18 protein-coding genes are annotated in these 20,044 nt (G+C 49.0%); 8 read left to right on the plus strand and 10 right to left on the minus strand.

The annotated features are described in order from the left end of the window. Positions 1–16 precede the first annotated feature (16 nt). The 4 genes from CLV60_RS26630 to CLV60_RS26645 form a co-directional block, all read right to left on the minus strand. Entirely contained in the window at positions 17–970 is a 954-nt protein-coding gene (locus tag CLV60_RS26630) for a threonine ammonia-lyase (protein ID WP_106598445.1), read from the minus strand. Between the two features lie 96 nt (positions 971–1,066). Further along, positions 1,067–1,954, minus strand: coding sequence for an OmpA family protein (locus tag CLV60_RS26635; RefSeq protein ID WP_106598446.1), 888 nt, complete (start codon positions 1,952–1,954; stop codon positions 1,067–1,069). A gap of 196 nt (positions 1,955–2,150) precedes the next feature. Next, positions 2,151–2,900: a GLPGLI family protein gene (locus CLV60_RS26640; protein ID WP_229211143.1), complete on the minus strand. Its 750-nt coding sequence runs from the start codon at positions 2,898–2,900 to the stop codon at positions 2,151–2,153. An 18-nt stretch (positions 2,901–2,918) separates the two neighbouring features. Beyond that, complete coding sequence (locus CLV60_RS26645) at positions 2,919–5,720, minus strand: TonB-dependent receptor domain-containing protein (RefSeq protein WP_310589403.1); 2,802 nt, start codon at positions 5,718–5,720, stop codon at positions 2,919–2,921. A gap of 281 nt (positions 5,721–6,001) precedes the next feature. On the opposite strand from CLV60_RS26645, the gene CLV60_RS26650 reads away from it, so the two are divergent. Further along, positions 6,002–6,511: a metallophosphoesterase family protein gene (locus tag CLV60_RS26650; protein ID WP_106598449.1), complete on the plus strand. Its 510-nt coding sequence runs from the start codon at positions 6,002–6,004 to the stop codon at positions 6,509–6,511. 199 nt (positions 6,512–6,710) lie between these two features. On the opposite strand, the gene CLV60_RS26655 is transcribed toward CLV60_RS26650, so the two are convergent. The 3 genes from CLV60_RS26655 to CLV60_RS26665 form a co-directional block, all read right to left on the minus strand. Then, positions 6,711–7,934 (minus strand): M20/M25/M40 family metallo-hydrolase, encoded by a 1,224-nt coding sequence (locus CLV60_RS26655; protein WP_106598450.1) that lies wholly within the window; start codon positions 7,932–7,934, stop codon positions 6,711–6,713. A 153-nt stretch (positions 7,935–8,087) separates the two neighbouring features. Continuing rightward, complete coding sequence (locus CLV60_RS26660) at positions 8,088–8,399, minus strand: MerR family transcriptional regulator (RefSeq protein ID WP_106598451.1); 312 nt, start codon at positions 8,397–8,399, stop codon at positions 8,088–8,090. Between the two features lie 40 nt (positions 8,400–8,439). Then, positions 8,440–8,868, minus strand: a complete 429-nt coding sequence (locus CLV60_RS26665; RefSeq protein WP_106598452.1) for an SRPBCC family protein — start codon at positions 8,866–8,868, stop codon at positions 8,440–8,442. Between the two features lie 183 nt (positions 8,869–9,051). Here CLV60_RS26665 and CLV60_RS26670 point away from each other — a divergent pair, with 183 nt between their 5' ends. Next, entirely contained in the window at positions 9,052–10,203 is a 1,152-nt protein-coding gene (locus CLV60_RS26670; RefSeq protein ID WP_106598561.1) for an acyltransferase family protein, read from the plus strand. Here CLV60_RS26670 and CLV60_RS26675 read toward each other — a convergent pair. Together CLV60_RS26675 and CLV60_RS34865 are read right to left on the minus strand one after the other, a co-directional pair. Continuing rightward, the gene (locus CLV60_RS26675; protein WP_106598453.1) at positions 10,200–11,309 is read right to left on the minus strand and encodes an alpha/beta hydrolase; all 1,110 of its coding nucleotides are present in this window, start codon (positions 11,307–11,309) and stop codon (positions 10,200–10,202) included. The genes CLV60_RS26670 and CLV60_RS26675 overlap by 4 nt on opposite strands. A 154-nt stretch (positions 11,310–11,463) precedes the next feature. Continuing rightward, positions 11,464–11,592 (minus strand): hypothetical protein, encoded by a 129-nt coding sequence (locus CLV60_RS34865; protein ID WP_262510575.1) that lies wholly within the window; start codon positions 11,590–11,592, stop codon positions 11,464–11,466. 220 nt (positions 11,593–11,812) lie between these two features. Here CLV60_RS34865 and CLV60_RS34335 point away from each other — a divergent pair, with 220 nt between their 5' ends. Then, entirely contained in the window at positions 11,813–11,986 is a 174-nt protein-coding gene (locus CLV60_RS34335; protein ID WP_170118871.1) for a hypothetical protein, read from the plus strand. Positions 11,987–11,989: 3 nt separating this feature from the next. Here CLV60_RS34335 and CLV60_RS26680 read toward each other — a convergent pair whose 3' ends face one another. Then, positions 11,990–12,454, minus strand: coding sequence for a response regulator (locus CLV60_RS26680; RefSeq protein ID WP_019940883.1), 465 nt, complete (start codon positions 12,452–12,454; stop codon positions 11,990–11,992). Positions 12,455–12,842: 388 nt separating this feature from the next. Here CLV60_RS26680 and CLV60_RS26685 point away from each other — a divergent pair, with 388 nt between their 5' ends. From CLV60_RS26685 to CLV60_RS26705, 5 genes are read left to right on the plus strand one after another with little or no spacing between them, the layout of a single operon-like run. Further along, the gene (locus CLV60_RS26685; protein WP_106598454.1) at positions 12,843–15,128 is read left to right on the plus strand and encodes an Rv1355c family protein; all 2,286 of its coding nucleotides are present in this window, start codon (positions 12,843–12,845) and stop codon (positions 15,126–15,128) included. A 6-nt stretch (positions 15,129–15,134) separates the two neighbouring features. Further along, positions 15,135–15,827, plus strand: coding sequence for a hypothetical protein (locus CLV60_RS26690; protein WP_106598455.1), 693 nt, complete (start codon positions 15,135–15,137; stop codon positions 15,825–15,827). Then, complete coding sequence (locus CLV60_RS26695; RefSeq protein ID WP_106598456.1) at positions 15,818–17,998, plus strand: sensor histidine kinase; 2,181 nt, start codon at positions 15,818–15,820, stop codon at positions 17,996–17,998. The genes CLV60_RS26690 and CLV60_RS26695 overlap by 10 nt, the downstream gene beginning before the upstream one ends. Continuing rightward, positions 17,995–19,086 carry a sensor histidine kinase gene (locus CLV60_RS26700; protein ID WP_106598457.1) on the plus strand — a complete coding sequence of 364 codons (1,092 nt, stop codon included), beginning with the start codon at positions 17,995–17,997 and terminating at the stop codon, positions 19,084–19,086. The genes CLV60_RS26695 and CLV60_RS26700 overlap by 4 nt, the downstream gene beginning before the upstream one ends. 6 nt (positions 19,087–19,092) lie before the next feature. Continuing rightward, positions 19,093–19,482 carry a response regulator gene (locus tag CLV60_RS26705; RefSeq protein ID WP_106598458.1) on the plus strand — a complete coding sequence of 130 codons (390 nt, stop codon included), beginning with the start codon at positions 19,093–19,095 and terminating at the stop codon, positions 19,480–19,482. Positions 19,483–20,044 lie beyond the last annotated feature (562 nt).

Here is a 20,044-nt window from a genome sequence, read left to right on the forward strand (position 1 = left end):
TTCATTTCAAACCATTTCAAAACGGCAGCCTTCCCAGGTCGACATTGCCTCCGGAAATAATAATACCCACCTTTTTTCCTTCAAAAACAGCCTTGTTTTTCAAAACGGCGGCAGTGGATACCGCCCCCGAGGGCTCCACGACAATCTTCATCCGCTCCCACAAATAGCGCATTGCCTGAATGATCTCCTCGTCGGAAACCGTAAAAATATCGGTTACCTCTGCCTTGATGATCGGGAAAGTTTTGTCGCCCAGGTACGTGAGCAGACCGTCCGCAATGGTGTTCACATAGGGCGCCTTTTCGATCTTATCGCTTCTGAAAGACAGCACGGCGTCCGCGGCACCCTCGGGCTCGCCCGCGTACACCTGCGTGTGCGGGGAAAAGTATTTGGCCGATAGCGCAGTCCCACTCAGCAGGCCCCCACCACCTACCGGTGCGATAATCGCATCCAGGGTCACGGTTAAGTCCTCGATCAGCTCCTTCGCAGCGGTTGCCTGTCCGGTAATCACCTCGTAGTTGTTGAATGGGTGTATAAAAGTGGCTCCCGTGCGGGCGACGATCTCGTCCACCGTTCCTTGCCGGTCTTCCGGGGTGTTTTTACAAAAAGTAATGGTGGCTCCATAACCTTCCACGGCGGCTATCTTTACTTTCGGCGAATTGTCGGGCATGACGATGTAGCACTTTGCTCCCACCTTCTGCGCCGAGAACGCGATCGCCTGCGCGTGATTGCCCGACGAATGCGTAATGACGCCGTTTGCCAGCTGTTCCGCCGATAATGACAGCACCGCATTCAGCCCGCCCCTCGCCTTGAACGCGCCGATCTTTTGCAGGTTTTCACATTTGAAATACAATTCTGCACCCGACAGCTCATTCAGGAATTGCGACGTGAAAACAGGCGTGTGATGAATGTAGGGTTTGACGAGCGCGTGCGCGGCCTCGATGGTTGCTCTGGTAGGTACAGTTCCTGTCATAGGGATGTGTATTATGAAAATTGTTCCTGCAATAAAAAGAAAAAGGGCCCGTCTTGTTACCGACGGACCCTCATCTGAAAAATTTATCAGTTTACCTTATTTACCAGCGTTTGGTGTGTAAAGGTTGAAGAACTGATCCAATTTCGGCGTAATGATGATTTCCGTACGACGGTTCAGGCTGCGGTTAGGCGCTGAATCGTTAGCCACTTTGGGGAGATATTCTCCACGGCCACCGGCGATCATACGAACCGGCTCAACACCGTATTTCTTTTGCAGCGTACGTGCAACAGCCGTTGCGCGCAATACTGAAAGATCCCAGTTATCAGCTACTTTATCAGTTGCGATAGGTACATTATCCGTGTGACCTTCGATCAGGATTTCGATTTCTTTGTAGTCATTCAGGATTTTCGCCACTTTGCCTAACACGTTATCAGCTGCTGAGTTGATAACCGAGCTTCCCGAACGGAAAAGCATCTTGTCGGAAAGAGAAACGTAAACCACGCCTTTTTTAACTTCGATCTGAACGTCTTCATCGCTAACATCAGCCAATGAACGTTTCAGGTTCAGTACCAGCGCCATATTCAAAGAATCTTTGTGCTGGATGCTTTTGTTCAGGTCGCGGATCTGGGCACCTTGCTGGTCCATCATCGCGAGTGACTTCTTGATGCTTTCCGAACCTTCTTTCGAGATTACCGAAAGGTCCGACATACGATCAAGAAGGTTGTTGTTGTTCTTTTTAAGGAATTCAACCTGTTCTTCCAGCTCCTTCATCTTCGCGTTTTTGCTGGTCAGTTCGTCATTTTTTGCCTTCAAATCATTATTCAAGCTAGCAGTTCTGCTATCACAATCATTCAGGTCGGCTCTTGCTTTGTCCAGTTGGATTTGGATCTCATTGGCTTGCTTCTGTGCGGAAAGCAATTTTTTCTTGCTGGCACATGAGCCCAGTACAAAGAGCATAGCAACGGCTAAAAGCGTTTGTTTCATAATCGTCTAGGGTTGTTAAAAATAGATAAACACTGTTAAGTAAAACATTTGGTAACTACACTGATCGCTATCAATAATCGAGCCACAAACACTAAAAGTCGCCGCTCGGGGTGCTTTCAAAACGCGAAAGTACAAAAAAAGGGAACAATGTCGTACCGACACTTTCCCTTTTTCGCAATGTAATATAGTATTTTACCTAATAAGGCATCGACCAGAACGGATTTCTGCGCGCCTTAATGCTGTCACGAATGTGTACGGACACAATATCCTCGTATTGCTTATTGTTAATTTTGCGCCCTTTTATTTTTTTCGGAAGATTAATATCCTCTGCGGCAACCGGTTTCATTTTGATATCGATGGCGCTGATCACAATGTCGCCGTCATTGATATCCAGTTCAAGAATCATCCCCGGTAAGCCGGTGTACATTTCCGGCCCGCCCGAAACCGGCAGGTCATTGGCGAACCATGCCGTGATCTTCTGGTTTTTGATCGTATCCTCCGTAACGGCCATCATACACATACGCCCTGCCACCTCTTTGATCTTGTTCATCACTTTCCAGCTCGGCGCTTTCAGCGAATCCTCTATCACGTAGGTCTTACCCAGCATACCAATAATGTCCGTCCTGGTCTCTTTCTCGAAATTCCGATAAATCTTGTAATCCGCCTCGGACCACGACCAGCCGTGCTCATTCTCAATCACCTTGGGATAACCATAAAAACTCTGCTTCTCGTTGAAATACAGGGTCATTTTTTGCTTGTACTCGTCGTTTTTGCCCCAGGTCTGCTTCATCCGGTCTTTTTCTTCATTGCTGAGGAAGCTCAGGCGGGAGTTGATCTTTGTCCAGTAATACACCCTTTCATAGGTGATTTCCCCTTCCAGGCTTTGTGCAAATAATGGCGCGGATGCAATCGCCATCATGAATATCCATATTCTGATTGTTCTCATGACTTGGTTTATAACTGATTAATAGAATCCACTGCGTTTTACGGAAGCCGTCATACCGCGCATGTTATAGGTAAAGCTCAGCATGAAATACCGCGACAATGTTGTCACACGACGCTCGGAATAATAGTTCTGACTGGTATTCTGGCTGATACCCAGGTTTCTTTTGAACACGTCGTTCGCAGTAAGACGGATTTCGCCTTTTTTGTTTTTCAAGATCAATTTGTAAACCGAAAGCGTCAGAATAGGCACCTGCTGGTTGAAACCGAACTGGTCGTTTTTATAAGTCCGGTAATTGAGGCGGCCGTTGAAGTAAATCTCTTTCGGCATCTTGATATTCATGTCCGCATTGTAATTCGCATTAAAAATCTTCTGGTTCTGATTCGTGTTGATCGAATACTTTGTCTCACTGATATTCCAGTTGGCATTGGTATAAAGTGTAAACACATCGCTCGGCGTCAGATCCAGGCGTGCACCAAAGTTGTAGCCATCTGTATTCGTCTCGTTTTTGATATTGTTAATATAAGTCAGGTTATTACTGAAATTAATACCTGTATTCACACCAAATGTCGCCTTCGTTTTCTTTAACGGGAACCCGAACCCGATGTAGGTACCGTAATTGTTCCCTCCGCTGATGTTCATCGGTTTGGTAGTCGTCACGAGGTCGGCGCTGATCGTGCGGTTGTACACGATCTGGTCTTCATTGTAATTGTAATATGCATTGATATACAAGTTGGTGAAGCTCGCCGGGTTGAACATATTGAAACCTGCGTATGCGTTGTGGGTCGTCTGCGGGATCAGGTCCGGGTTACCCTCCACAATATAAAGCGGGTTGCTATTGTCCACAATTGGTTGCAGGTCGGTAATAGACGGCTCCCGCACGTTGAGGCCGTACTCCGCATAGAGATACTTGTTGTTTTTCAGGCTGTAATTCAATGAAACGTTCGGTACCAGCTTTTTGAATGTCCGGTCCACACGGGTCAGATTCTGCTGCGACTCGTCGAGTGCAAACTTGCCTTTCAGGTCAAATTGCACGCCCGCGATCCCTAGTGCCAGGTTCAGTCCCTTGTGCGAATAGCGTACGCTGGTTCCGAGTCGGTTAAAGGTAAAGTCATTGGTGTAATAACGCGTCAGGAACGGGTTCACCTTATCCTCAATACCCTCTACATCAAAAACATCCCGGTCGACTTTGTCCTTCCGCATGCTGTAATTGTAGAACGTCTCCCAGAAAAACTTCTTGGCAAAAGGCTCGACATACGACAAGCTGCCTTTGAAATTCCCGCGCGTGCTCTCGGTTTGCTGTAACTGGTTGATGACGCTGTTCTTCGTAGAATCCTGCAAGAACAGGTTCACCGAGTTCTGACGGCGATCTTCATCCGAATTATTGATATTATAACCCACGCTCGCCGCGAAGTTCCGTCCCTTTTTCTTGAACTTATGACGGTAGAGCAGCAAATTGGCCATGGCAAACGAGTTATAATCGCTCAGGTTCTTCACATCCGACCGGTTCGTAAGCATACCCTCGTTGCGATACGACTGCGTTTCACTCGAATAGTCGTTATCGCCGCTATTGATCCGCGAGTTGCTGATCAGAATCAGCGTGTTGAGCGAGTCGATATTGTGCTCGAACCGGAACGCAGGGCGATGATTGCCGGTAAAACCGAGCGTTTTGTTTTTACCTGCGGTGATATAGGAATCATTTGTCAGGAAGTTCTCCGAGCTTGTCTGCACATCCGTAACCGCACGCGTCGAATTATAAAAATAGCTGGTACTCAACTTGGTCTTCTTGGTATCGAAGTTGTAGTTAGCACCGCCCGCCCAGTTTTTGGTAAAACCTTCGGAGCCTTGTCCGCCCCAGTTGGGCTGGATCGTAATGTCGTCGCCACCATAGTAACGGCCGCTGCTGAAACCGAAATCGCCGTCATCGCCCCAGTTGAACGACTGACTGCCTTTAAAATCCTGGTAGTCATTTCGTGCAATACCCGACTGGTTGGTATTGTTTCCAAATCCAAGCACCGCAAACTGCTGCTTTTCATCGAAACGGTTGTAACTCACCTTGCCTTCGAGCCGAGAATCCGTTCCGACACCCGCCACGGCTTTACCGAAGCCGCCCTTTTTATGGCTGTCTTTCAATTCGAGGTTCATGGTTTTCTCGCGCTTGCCGTCGTCAACGCCTGTCGCTTTGGCCTGCTCTGTCTTGCCATTAAAAACCTGCACTTTGTTAATGGCCTCAGCCGGAAGGTTTTTGGTGGCCATCTTCGGATCGTCGCCAAAAAAGCGCTTACCGTCTACCGTTACACGTTTGATCTCTTCACCCTGTGCGCGGATGTTACCGTCGCCATCTACCTGCACGCCGGGGAGCTTGCGCAGAAGGTCCTCCACTGAGGAGCCTGGTGGTACTTTAAATGCTTTCGCGTCAAATTCGACCGTATCGCCCCGTATGCTCAGCGGCGCCCTGGCGGTTTTGATTACCACCTCGTACAATTCTTTTTGCAGGACCTTCATTTTGGCCTTACCAATATCCACAACATCCTGATTTTTAGGATCTATAATCTCCTGATAAGGTACATAACCCACGTAGGATACTTTAAAAATGTAAGTCGCACGTTTGAGATTCTTCATTTCGAAAGACCCGTCTTTGGCAGTTCTTCCGAAATTGACGAGCGAGGAGTCTTTGGGGAGCAGCAACATGATCGTCGCTTCGGGTAGTATCGTCCCGGAGGTGTCGGTGACGGTTCCTTTTAACGTAAATCGCCCTCCGGTCTGCGCGTGCGCAGCGAGCATGGGAAGGCATAACCATAACAGAAGTAGGATTTTTTTCAAGGCTAGTTTTTGGTGGTTATGTGAGTAGAGGTTTGTAACTGGGGCACTACATTTTTGCAATTATAGAGAATGCAAATCAAGTTTACAACTAAAAATATAGTTAAAACCTGATTTTATATCGAATTGAGAAATATTTAACTTTTATTAAGAATAACAACTGTGAAAGTACTCTTTTTGGTATATATAAGTTACTTTAATTCGATAAATTTTTTGTTAAATTATTCCCAGCTGGATTTCATTGACCATATTTGCCCTCTAGTTGTTATTGTTTTAGTGTTGAAATGAAAAGTATCGGAGTAATATCAGACACACACGGCTACCTGGATGAACGCGTTTTCGATCATTTTGCCAATTGTGACGAAATATGGCATGCAGGCGATATAGGCTCGACGGAGATCGTGAGCCAGTTACAGGCGTTTAAGCCTACCCGTATTGTTTTTGGGAATATCGATACCCCTCAGGTGCGCGCGCTCACCCACGAGAACCTCCATTTTGAAGTGGAAGGCTTCCGCGTATGGATCACGCACATCGGCGGGGCACCTCCGCGCTATAACCCGCAGGTAATGCCGACATTGAAGTCGAATACGCCGGATATCTTTGTCTGCGGCCATTCCCACATTCTCCGGGTGATCCGCGACAAATCTTTAAATAATATGCTGTACATCAACCCCGGAGCCGCGGGACGTGAAGGATTTCACAAATTCCGCACACTACTCCGCTTCAACCTGCACGAAGGGCTGATCAGCCAGATGGAAGCGATTGAGCTGGGTAAGCGGGGGGCACTGATGTAGTCGGGAGCGGTCAGAAACAGCCAGAAGTGGTCAGGTGTGGTCAGGAATGGTCAGGAAGTGGTCAGGAATGGTCACAAGTTAGCTCTAATCAAAATTGACCACACTTGACAATACATGACCACACTTGACAATAGCATGACAACACTTGACAATAGCATGACAATACATGAGCACACATGACCACAAATGACAACGTCACTCAAAACGTCACCTTAACCACCTTCTTCTCCGCTCCACGCAGCAGTTCCGCCTCCACGGTTTGCCCTTTTTCGTGTTTCCCGAGGATTTCCATGTAATCATAAATGGTGCCGATCGGCTCGCCGCCCAGTTTGGTGATGATATCTCCGGCCAGTATTCCCGCCTTTTCGGCCGGGCGTGCTTTGGAAACGCCGTCGATCTTCAACCCTTTGCCGGTGTAGCTGTAATCCGGCATGACGCCGAGTGTCACCTTGAAATTGCTCGTTGTGTTTCCGGAATGCGCGTTACCTGCCGTAAGGAATTCCGGCTCGGTGGCTTCTTGATCCAGGCCTTCCAGCAATTCCGAAATCAATGTGAGTATGCTGGCTTCGCCTTGGTAATTGATCTTGTCGGGATCGTCGGATACTTTGTGGTAATCGCCATGGCCGCCGGTGAAGAACTGTACCACCGGGATGTTTTTCAAATAGAACGAAGTATGATCCGATGCCCCTACCCCTGAGGAATCGACGGTATATTTCAGGTTCTGACGCTTGGCCAGGTCGGGAATGAGCTTGCCCCAAACCTTGCTCGTACCCCAACCCGACACGATAATGCCCTTCTGCGCATCGAGCCGGCCAATCATATCCATATTGATCATGGCCGAGATGGCATTCAGCGGAAGTGTCGGTTTTTCGACATAATGCTTGGAACCCAGCAGCCCCAATTCCTCTCCTGAGAATGTAATAAAGAGGTAGTTATGTTTCTCTTTCACATTGTTCCCGGCGAAGTACCGCGCCAATTCCAGCACACCGGCTGTGCCGGAAGCATTATCGTCGGCCCCGTTATGGATTTTGTTCTTACTGTCGGGCGAAAGTGAGCTACCCTGAAAACCCTTACCCAAATGGTCGTAATGCGCACCGATTACAATGGTTTTGGCAGCACCGTTATCCAGAAAGCCCACCACATTCCGACCTGTCAGATCGTGGGCCTCGCCATCGATCGCAAATGAAACTTCGAACGGCTGAAAATACCCTTTCGTCCCCGCAGGCTTCAACCCGATTTCCCGGAAAGCCGCAGCAATGTAATTGGCCGCCCGCACTTCTCCCAGGCTAGCCGTACCACGCCCTTCGAGGTCGTCGGAAGCAAGGTATTCAATGTGTTTACGAATCGGGGCGGTCTGAAACCGCTGCGCGAATGCGTGCGAAGCGCACGTGAATGCGAGCAAAATGGAGAGAAGGTATTGCATTTTGTGTGGTGTTTGTTGCGGTTGATTTTGACGACCGACAGCCGACGGCCGATTACATTTTTGAATAGACCACGGATCACAGACCATGATTCTATTGCCGCATCGGCGGTCGGCGGTCGACGCGCAGCGTCTACGGTCAGGCGCGCAGCGCCCTTACAGCACTTCGTTAATATCCGTCAAAAACTTCCTTACCCGCATGAGGCGCTGGATCAGCAGCTGGGCTTCTTCCTTGCGGCGGAGTTGTTCGCGCGTACCCTTGATCGTACGCCCCTGCTTGTCGCGCTGGTGCATGATCTTGCGGATAATCTCGATGTCGCGCTCGGTGTAGCGCCTGCGGTTGCGCGAATCCCGTTTGGGGTTGAGTTGCGGGAATTTCTTTTCCCAGAAACGTAAGGCGGAAGGCTCACAACCTACCATTTCCGCAACTTCGTTGGTATCGTAGTATAATTTGGTATTGGGTTCCATAGGTTCAAAGCGGTTATTACAAAGATAATCGTGCCCGCTGTTAAACCCGGTTTTCCGACAAATTTTTGATTTTTTCCAGCGCTGTCTCCGCAAACTCCTCCGAGGAAACGTAATAATCCTTGCCGTCCGGTAACACCGAGAAATCACCTATTTCCAGTTCCAGGAGCGTTCCGTCCCCTTCTTCTGTCAGCCGGTAACGGTAGCCGATGTCGTAATGCGAAGGCGACTGCTCCCATTTCGATACGTAGAGTGAAAAAACGAGCAGCTTGTTTGGCTCGTACCCGGTGACAGTTAGCCGCGTCATACCCGACCAATCAATGACCTTACCGTATTCGAGGTAGTAATCTTCGAAGTCATTCGGCAGATCATCCCATTGCCGGATATATTTCGGGGCGATCAACACTTCCCACACCTTCGCCACAGGTGCTTCGATGGTAATTTTTCGGGTAACGGTAAGCTGCTGTGTCATAAAACTATATTTAGCTTTTCATTTCCAATTTGTCAAAAAACTATGCCGTGTGAGGTCTACCTATATTTACTTATTGTGAAGAAAAAAAACACTTTTCCTTATCTTTCCCGCTGACACGGATTTTCCTATTTCCGTGTCAAAGCTTGAAACAACGAACAATTAACTTAATCAATGTTCAACGGAATGGCACAGGAACAAGGCCGCGTCACTCGTGAATCCAAATTAGACAGCATTCAGGTTTTGAGGGGCATTGCTGCGTTGTACGTCACGATTTATCATTTAAAAGACGTGATCCCCGGCGACGATCCTTTCCGGAAAGAAATTAATTTCATTGCAGGATCCGGCCCGGCAGGGGTAAGCCTCTTTTTCGTGATCAGCGGTTTCATCATGGTGTACATCACCCGCAACACGGTGCCGTCCGGGCGGAGCATTTTCCGCTTCACTGCCAAACGGCTGATCCGCATATGGCCTGCCTACGCGATCATCACGCTGGCATATTGCCTGCTCCACAGCCGCATGTCGCCCAATCCCGAATGGCCGTCCGAGCTTTTGCGAAGCCTGCTCTTTATTCCTTTATCCAATACGCCGGCGCCTTTTTACGGTTATGCCACCCTGAATGTAGGATGGAGCCTCAACTATGAGATCTATTTCTATCTTTTGATCGCTGTTTCCATGCTTTTTTCACGTTTCCGCTGGTACGCGTTCTTCCTGATGATCGCCGTCACGCTGGTGGGTATTCCGACATACTATGGAATTTTTACGTTAAAAGCGGATAAAATGCAGGATTTGGGCGTCCCGTACCTCAATATGATCACCAACCCGATTATCTGGAACTTTGTATGTGGTGTATTCCTCGGGCTAGCCTACTACCACGACTCCCTGCACGAGCGGATCCGCGCATTCCTTTCCATTAAAATGGTAGCGCCTACCGTCCTTTGCCTGGCCATATGGCAATTTCTTTCAGGCTTCCTGGGCGGTTTCGGCCCTTTGGAATGGGGCCTGGGCTCCACGATTGTTTTTACGGCATTCGTGTTTCATTACCAGGAACGCATTCAAAAGTTTCCGTCCTGGCTGGTCCGTTTAGGGGATATGTCGTTCTCCATTTACCTCCTGCACGTGCCTGTCGTCGTAGGACTAGGTTTCCTGTTCCGCAAGATGGGCTTTCCGGTTTACAGCGAGGGTACGGCCATGTTCCTGCTCTCACTGGCCCTGACGCTCATTGGCTCGCACCTTTCTTACGAATACATTGAAGTAAAACTTACCTCCTACCTGAGCCGGTGGCTTCGGGAAAGCAAGAAACTGCCGGTAAAAGAGCACGCCGGCAGCAAGGCCTAACGCAGCCTTACATCTTCCACGGTTTTGTAACCGTTATTGGTGATCTGTCGTGGATTTTGAGACCACAGCCGTTTCATAAAGGCCGCATAACGTCCCACCACATATTCCTCCGGATAGCTGAGATGGTGCCCTTCCAGGTTTTCGAAGTTGAGTTCAAGCGGGATTTTAAACTTTTTCAACTGATCCGAAGCCACTTTCGCGCCTACCATGCCCGGATACGTGGGGCACGAAAGGAACGTGCCGCCATAATAAGGCAGTACATTATCCCCAATGCGCTGGAAAAACACCGTCGGCATTGCATTCGATGCGTTGATATACTCGCTTCTGAATATCCCGTAACCCATCTGTGTGAGCAGCGCCCGAACCCGGAAAGGGCTATCTTCGGCCAGGGGATCGAGGCGGCCTAATGCTTTGGTAATACCGGGCGCAAGTGCTTCGAAATCCGCTTCATTCATATAAACCAGTGCGCTGACCGTAATAGCCCCCGCGCTGCTCCCCGCCAGCATGATCTGCCGGGTATCGATACCGAACTCCTCCGCACGATCCACGAAGTAATGAATGGCCGCGTAAGTGTCCTGCACCGCGCGGTACACGGCGCGAACCGCATCCTGGCTACTTCCCCCGCAGGCGAAAGTCTGGCTCGCCCCGTTGAACCCGAGGCGGTAGTTGATCGACGCCGCTGCGTAGCCCCGTTGTGCAAGCCCGCGGGCCATCCCCATTTCGTTGTCCAAATCCCCAAAAATGAATGCACCTTCATGCACCATCAGCACAAATGGCCGGTATTGCAGGGTATCGTTATTGGGAGCTACAAACTTGTAGTCCAACACCGTAGCCTTTCCGCGGTAATCTGTCGCGGTATCAAAAACGCCTTCACTGGTTTTGAGATTGATGTCTGTAAAAATCTTATCAGCGCCGAAGCGGGCTGTATTTGCGAGGGAAGAATCGGGATTCTTGGCCGGGATCGTGTCGATGATCACGGTATCGGGCTTGTTAGGCACTGTCGTGTCACTCCCGCCATCTATCGGGTCCGGAGCCGGGTAACGGCAGCTTGCAATCATCCCGATCAGTACAACCAGACCATACGTCCAGTAAAGTTGTTTCAACATGTTTAGGGTAAATAAATTCTGATACGGATTATCGACTCGTGGTAACACAAAGACGGCCGGGTTATGAGTACCGGCCGTTTCTATGCTCGGGGCAATCCGTACACGAAAATACGCTGTTTTCCCTTCAAATGTGTCCGTCGCGGGAGTGATTGATTCAATTATTTATGTTTTTCCTGATAGTGCTTGAATCTTTGCTCGTGTCCTGTTCGGCCTGATGGTAGAAATACCCCTCGGTTTTGTTCTTTTTGGCCACACCCTCCTTCTCCGCGTTGCCTGCCTGCATGCGTTTCCCGCAGGAGATCACGAACAGGAACAGGACAACCCCCGTTATAATGCCTATGGCTATGCTCCTTTTTTTTGATTGATACCCGTTTAGTTTGTTGATTTCAAAAGACGGGTCATTTACAAAAAAGATACCAGCCCAGCTCCGTGGTCAGAAGCATCATAGTGCCTTTGGTACGGTTTTTACAAGAGCAACGGCAGTCACCCACTATTATGAAATCATGGATATCATCATCTTACTCAAAGCAATCGGGAACCTTCTTTTCGCAGCGATACTCTTGCTGGCGGTAGCATTTTCCTCCGCATTCTCGGTACTGACGTACATGTTCCGCGGCACACGGCCATCGGCAGCCGGGATCAAAAGCCTGGTCAGGAAAAAATACTCGTCACGCTAGCGTCTACGAAAGCAGGTTTTGCCGGAGCAGGAATTCGAGCTGGCCGTTCACGTCGATCAGCTTTTCGATCAGCTCCTTGTTTTCCTCCCGCAAGTGGAAAATTTCGTAGGCATTTTTGATAATGATCCGCAACTGCTGCTCGTCCCAGGGTTTGTTGAGATAGTAGTAGATATGCCCCTTATTCACGGCGTCGATTACCGCGGTAATGTCGGTATAGCCGGTAAGCAGGATACGCACAGGGTCGGAGTAATCCTTTAACACCTCGATCAGAAAATCCACACCCGTCATTTCCGGCATGCGCTGGTCGGTAATGATCACGTGGACGACGTTGTGTTTCAAAAGTTCGAGACCTTCTCTTCCCGAAGTCGCAATTAAAATATTGAAGTCTCGTCTGAAAGCGGCCTTGAATGAGTTGAGGTTGTTGATTTCATCATCTACATACAGTACGCTTATTTTTCCTTTTTCCATTCTGAATACTTGGTGCTTGGCGGGGCGGGCAGTTAGTCCACCCCGAACTAATTGATAATATTATAATATTAATTCTATATTCGCATCAACAGCCACAGCACTTTCGACAAATTTTTTACACAATGCATTGGCGCAAGCTTCTGCTAATAAGGGAATTTTACGGACTTCCGTCCAAATATTTTGTCCCCCATTGAACCAGAGGTTAGTTTTACAAAAATAAATTCAGCAATTTGTGTAATTATTGAAGCGAGTAAAAATGCGTGAATATACGAGATTCAGGGTATGCGATAGCCGGTCCTGTGAATTTAATACGAAGATCGGCACAATTTTGTGATTTGTTAAATCCGGCCACGGCCCATTGAAGGACAGGCTTCACAATTATTCTAAAATGCACCATAACACAGAGATCAACTATATCTACAAACCGGTTTTCATCTCCAAAGAGCGCCACGCAGATAAAACAAGTTTCCTCTCCTTCATAGAAGACTATCGCGGCAAAACCATCCTGGATTTATTTGCTTCCCAGAAACAAGAACTCATCCGGATCCGACACCCTAAAAAACGGCTCAGTGCCGCGGAAACAGAACAAAAGTACCGCGAATGGGCCGAAGGCAAGGACATCAACACCGAAGGGGTGTGGGTTTACTATCCCTGGTCGGAACGGCTCCTGCACCTGGTCGACGAAGCGGAATTTATTGAGCTCAGGACCAGCCGTAACCAATACAAAATCACACCCGACGAGCAGCTTCACCTTTCCAAACGCTCGATAGGTATTATCGGGCTATCGGTCGGGCATTCCGTTGCGCTCAGCATTGCTACCGAACGGGCCTGCGGAAAGCTGAAACTGGCTGATTTTGATACGATTGAACTCAGTAACCTTAATCGTATACGTACGGGACTTCACAATATCGGCGTCAACAAATGCATCGTGACCGCCCGCGAAATCGCCGAGATCGATCCATTCCTCGATATTGAATGCTTTCCCGACGGTATCACGAAGGAGAACCTGGACGGCTTCCTGCTTGACGGCGGGAAAGTCGACATCCTCGTCGACGAATGCGACGATATTGCGCTGAAAATAAGCGCCCGTATCCGCGCGGCACAGCTCGGCATTCCGGTGGTAATGGAAACCAGCGACCGCGGCATGCTCGACGTCGAACGGTTTGACACTGAGCCGGAACGCCCCATCTTCCATGGCTATCTGCAAGGACTCCCGCTGGACAAATTCGAACATATTTCCGAAGAAGACAGGCTTCCGCTCGTGCTGCGGATCGTGAATGCGATCAACGGCTCCAAGAGAGGCAAAGTCTCACTTGTCGAGATCGGTCAGAGCATCGGCACGTGGCCCCAGCTGGCCAGTGCGGTGACGCTCGGAGGAGGCGTCGTGACGGATGTGTGCCGGCGCATTCTGCTCAATCAGTTTCATGAGTCGGGCAGGTATTACATTGACCTGGAAGAACTCGTCGGTGATAAATCGGAAAAGCCTCAGGGCTCTTTCAGACATAACCCACACGCGCCTTTCGACTTCACCGAAGCTGTTCGTATAGCTGATTCGTTACCTCAGAAACAAACCGAAACGATTCCCGAAAATACGCTGGCCGACATTGTCAATGCCGCCTGCCAGGCTCCTTCCACAGGTAATGACCAACCCTGGAAATGGCTTTATCACCACGGAAGGCTGTTCCTTTTCCACGACCGTTTCCGTTCGTTCTCTTTTGGGGATTTCGACCAGATTGCTTCCAACATTTCTTTCGGAGCTTCTTACGAAAATATACTATTGAAGGCCCATGAGGCCGGCCTGGGTGTAAAAGCCGAAATTTTCCCACTGGGGGAAGATTCACCGCTCATTGCGGCGATTGATTTTGAGCATACCGGGACAAACGGTGCAGAACCTGTCTACGCCCCCGAGGCCGTTGGTGTGATCTACGAACGGTGTACGAACCGCAATCCATCGACGCCCGTCGAAATTCCGGAAGCCGTTTTTCAGCAATTAAAGAATGCTGCCCGTAGCGTTGCCGGAGCGGAATTCCATTATTTCTCCGACAAACAGGAGATCATGGCCATCGGCGAGATCATCGGCGAATGCGACCGTGTGCGCCTGCTGAACCCCGAAGGACATTACGATTTCGTTCACCGCGAAATGAAATGGTCGCCCACGGAAGCCGAATTGTCCAGGGACGGAATCGATGTGCGCACGCTCGGGCTCAACAATGCGCAGATAGCCGCGCTCTCGATCATCCGCGACCGTGAAATTTCCCAGACATTGAAAGGCGTGCAGGGAGGCGGTGCACTGGTGGACGCAGCGCTCAAATCGGTCAGTACAGCCTCTGCTTTGGGCATGATCACCATGCCGAAGTACAGTTACAAGGATTTTTTCCTCGGCGGAATGGCCATGCAACGCCTCTGGCTTCAGGCCGAACAATTGCAATTTGCGATCCATCCATTAATTTCCCCGTTTTATTTGTTCCCCCGCATTACAAAGGGCAACAATGCAGGCCTGGACGAAGCCGAAGCAGCGAGATTACGTACTTTAAGAAAGAGATTCATGGAGCTTGTACCGTTTGGAGAGGAAGTGGCCGAAGTGTTCTTGTTTAAGATTGCAAAAGCGGAAAAGCCCGGGATCAAAAGTTACCGATTGCCGTTAAACGAAACACTATTTATTGTAAACCCATAACAGTACATGGTAGCACATATTAAAGCATACCGTGCACCGGATGATGTGGAAACGAGCCTGAAATATGTCGAGGGGCACCGTAAGGTACTCGAAGCATACGGCGTGAAGCAGGTGACATCGGCCAATCACACCTGGTTGGAGGATCCGAATACTTATGTGATCATCGTGCAATCCGAGGATGGCAAGGATATTTATGGAGGTACCCGCGTACAGGTCCGCTCGGAGAACCTCAAAATGCCAATGGAGGACGCGATCGCGAAGATTGACAAGAGCATTTACGGTTATGTCGACAAGATCGGCGACTATAACGTGGCGGAATTTTGCGGGCTTTTCAATTCGAAGGAGGTAGCCGGTTATGGCATTGGTAGCGTATACCTGGGAAGAACGGCCATGGCGATTGCATCGAAAGTCGGGATTCATTGCCTGATGGGCCTTTGCTCGCCTATTACCCTGGTTATCAGCCAGCGGATCGGATTCGAAGTGTTAACCGACCTGGGGAACAACGGGACATTTTATTATCCCAAAGAAGGATTGATCGCCACATCGCTGATTGCCAGGGACCTGATCAACCTGCCTTTTGCCACCGATGAGGAACGTGAAAAGATATTCAGTCTGAGAGCAAACCCCACGCAAACCGTCGTTGAAACCGGTCGTCGCGGGGACTTAACCATAGTTTACGATATCAATAAATGGATGTAAAGTTCTACCGCAGGATTATTGGAACCCTTCTGTTGCTTGTGAGCTTGCTCGTCCACGCTCATGCGGGGGAGGTCGTGTTCAAGGGTAACGATGTGACGATCGGGAGGCAGGTGGAAATACTGGAAGACACATCGGCGACGCTAACGATCGACGACGTAAAAGCCCATGGAAAATTTACGCCAAGCTTCGAAGATACGCCCAACTTCGGCGTCAGTGCTTCCACTTTCTGGGTCCGCCTCAATATCAAAAACAACAGTGCCGAGGACAATTTGTTTTTGGAACTCGCCTACCCCCGTATCGAATCGGTAACACTGTATTCAACAGAGCGCGGGAAAGCCAAAGAGGAAACCATTTCCTGGAACGACGCCTTCGACAAGCGGCATGTCAAGCACCAGAACATCGTATTTAAACTCGATATTCCGCGGCAAAAGGCTCAAACTTACTACCTGCGAATCCACGGCAGCGAGCAGATTGTGGTACCACTCATCGTACGCAGCGAGATGGGCTTTTTCCAGTTTGCGCTGACCAACGAAATCATTTCCGGTATTCACATCGGCGTGCTTTTCGTGATGATGCTCTACAATTTCTTTGTGTACTTCTCGATCCGCGAAAAGAGCTATCTGTATTATGTGCTGTACATCCTCTTCATCGGACTTACGCAAACGACCATCACAGGATATACATTCAAATTTCTCTGGCCCGAAACACCGGCGTTCAACGAATATTCCATTATACTGTTCCCTGCGCTCGCCGGGAGCTTTGCATTGATGTTCTTCCAGAACTTCCTGCATATCCGCGAACGGTCCACGACCAATTACCGGATCATTATTGTCATCATCGTTGCCTACGGGGTAGCAGTATTATTCAATTTGCTGGGGCTGAACATGGTGAGCTACCGCATTATCGATCTGCTCGCGCCTTCGGCTGCGCTTTTCGCGCTGGTGGTGGCCCTGATGCTATCCCTTGAAGGCTACCGTCCGGCGAAGTTCTTCCTGGTTGCCTGGTCGATATTCCTGATCGGGATCGTGCTCTATTCGCTGCGCAACCTTAACATTCTGCCTTACAACAGCTTTACGAATTACACCATGCAGGCCGGCACGGCCATCGAGGTAATCTTGCTGTCGTTCGCACTGGCGGATAAGATCAACATTTTCAAGAAGGAAAAAGAAATATCCCAGGCGCAGGCACTGCGGATTTCGATGGAAAACGAGAAAATCATCCTCGAACAGAATGCCTTCCTCGAAAAGAGCGTCAACGAACGCACGGCCGAGTTGCAGTTTGCCAATACCGAGCTCAACCTGACCCTCACCAAGCTGAAAGATGCCCAGACGCAGCTCATCGATTCGGAAAAAATGGCATCGCTCGGTCAGCTTACTGCCGGTATCGCGCACGAGATCAATAACCCGATCAACTTCGTCAGCTCGAACATCCGCCCGCTCCGGAGAGACATCGACGACGTACTGGAAATCCTCGATTCTTACGATGGCATCAGGGAGATTGACAGCATAGAAGGACTTCAGGGAAAAGTAAAGGAGATCGAACGCCTCAAAGAGGACCTTGACCTCGATTACCTCAAAACCGAGCTGGGCACATTGCTGAAAGGCATGGAGGACGGCGCCCACCGGACCGTCGAGATCGTGAAAGGTTTGAAGATATTCTCGCGCGTAGACGAAACCGACCTCAACCTCGTGAATGTCAACGAGGGAATCGAATCCACACTCATTATCCTCAACTACCAGATGGGGAATTCGATCACGCTGGTGAAGGAACTGGGCAACATCCCGAGTATCGAATGCTATGCGGGCAAGCTCAATCAGGTGTTTATGAATATCCTGACCAACTCGATCTACGCATTGCAAAAGGAAAAGCAGGAAGGCAAAACCCCGACTATATGGGTAAAATCATGGCTGAAAGACCCTGAAACCGTGGCTATCTCGATGCGCGACAACGGTCCGGGCATGACGCCGGAGGTCCGTGCCAAGATTTTCGAGCCTTTCTTCACCACCAAACAGGTAGGCGACGGGACCGGTTTGGGGCTTTCAATTGTCTTTAAAATTATCGAAGTTCACAGCGGTAACATCCAAGTAAATACCGAGGTGGGACAAGGAACAGAATTTTTGATCACACTGCCAGTTAAAAGAAAAGCACGCCCAATCCCTGATTTTCAATGAGCGAAAAAGCCATCACCATTCTGTACATTGACGACGAGGAGCACAACCTGCATTCGTTCAAGGCTTCATTCCGCAAGCAGTACGATATCACGATTACCTCTTCGGTAGTGGAAGCGGAGCAAATGCTGGACGAAAAGGATTTCTGCATCATCCTGGCCGACCAGCGAATGCCGGGGCTAACGGGCGTACAATTTTTCGAAAAGATCCGAACGAAGTTCCCGAAACCGATACGTATCCTCATTACCGGGCATACCGATATAGGTGCAGCGATCGACGCGATCAACAAGGGGGAGGTATTCCGGTTTATCGACAAACCCTGGGATTATAAGTATGTCGAAAATGCGATTTCCAATGCCTACGACATCTACAAAACCCGCGAGGATCTGAAACAGCGGAATATCGAACTGCAAAAGGCGAATGAGGAGCTCGACAAGTTTGTATATAGCGCCTCGCACGATCTGCGTGCGCCATTGATGTCGGTACTCGGCATTGTGAACCTCGCATTGCTGGAAGAGGACGTCAAATCACAGAATGAATACCTGGAACTGATCCGGCAGTCGGTGAAGAAGCTGGATACATTCATCATCAACATTATCGATTATTACAAAAATGCGCGTGGCGTGCCCGTCGTGACGGACATCAGTTTCGAGGAGCTGGTTACCGAAGTGCAAGCCACGATTCAATACCTGCCCGAATACGGCAATCTGAAAATGACCACGGACATCCAGCAGGACGGCATATTCCATTCGGATGTGATGAAGCTGCGGATCATTTTCAATAACCTCATCAACAACGCCATCAAATTCCAGGATAAGAACAAGGCTAATCCGTTTGTTCACCTGACCGTCAAATCTACCGATTCCGACGCACGGATCATCGTAGAAGACAACGGGACGGGTATCAAGGAGTCGGATCAGGATAAAATTTTCAAAATGTTTTACCGCGCAGGTGCTACCAACAGTGGCTCAGGGATAGGCCTTTACATCGTACACGAGGCGATCGCGAAACTGGGAGGGGAAATCAGCGTAACTTCAAAAATCGGACAGGGTAGTATTTTTGAAATCAACATTCCTTCTATTAACAAATAACCCGACATGGAGCCACTGCTTAACTTCTTCTTGATAGATGACAGCGCATTCGACCTGTTCATCTACGAAAAGTTATTGATCAAAAGCGGGATTACAAATTCAGTCAAAACCTTCAACTCGGCGCGCGACGCCCTCAAACACCTCATTGGCCAGGCCGAAAGCCTGCCGGACATCATCATTTTGCTCGATCTTCAGATGCCCGACATGAACGGCTTCGAGTTCATCGACGAATTCGATCAGCTGCCGGAAACCCTGCGGCAGAAAGTCCGGATTTTCATGCTCTCTTCGACGATCGACACGCGAGACATCGAAAAAGCCAAAGCCAGCCAGCACATTATTGACCTGCTGCCGAAACCGTTGGAGATTCCTTTCCTTAAAAAGAAGCTGGCCATCTAGGACATTTGTAGTATAATTTTTTTAGGACATTAAATTAGGTGGACAAGTCAATCAGTACTCTCGTCCACTGTTGCCCTTGCGTGTGACCTTAAATGGCCCTCTGTGTACATTTTTGAAGAACAAACCGCTAAACCGAAGCCCTATCTGCTGATTGTCAAGCCAATAAGCTGACGAACGAAATCAAACACACCTCCACAAATTGTCCTATAATGTAACAACCACGACGACCGTTGTCTGAAACAATGCGCCGGAGGAATGCTATTTCCCAAACCATACTATAAGGTTTCGAATCAACAATATGATTTTTCAAATATTAAAAGATTTTAGGAAGGGTTGGGTACGTTCTTATTGCATACTGTCCGACAACCAGTGCAAACTTTAACACAATGTTTAATGAAAACTGATAGCAAAACCCTGGCCGAGATTTTGAAATTGCACGCACAGTACGTTAAAGAGGTTGAGTTCAGTGGCATCAAGCCCCTATCCATGGAGATTTACAAAACTAACTCCCACAATTTTGTACGCTGGATCCAGGACGAATTTCATCCCGGAAAAAAATTAC

Origin of the sequence: Dyadobacter jiangsuensis (genome assembly GCF_003014695.1) — a bacterium.
In the GTDB taxonomy this organism is placed as follows: Bacteria; Bacteroidota; Bacteroidia; order Cytophagales; family Spirosomataceae; genus Dyadobacter; species Dyadobacter jiangsuensis.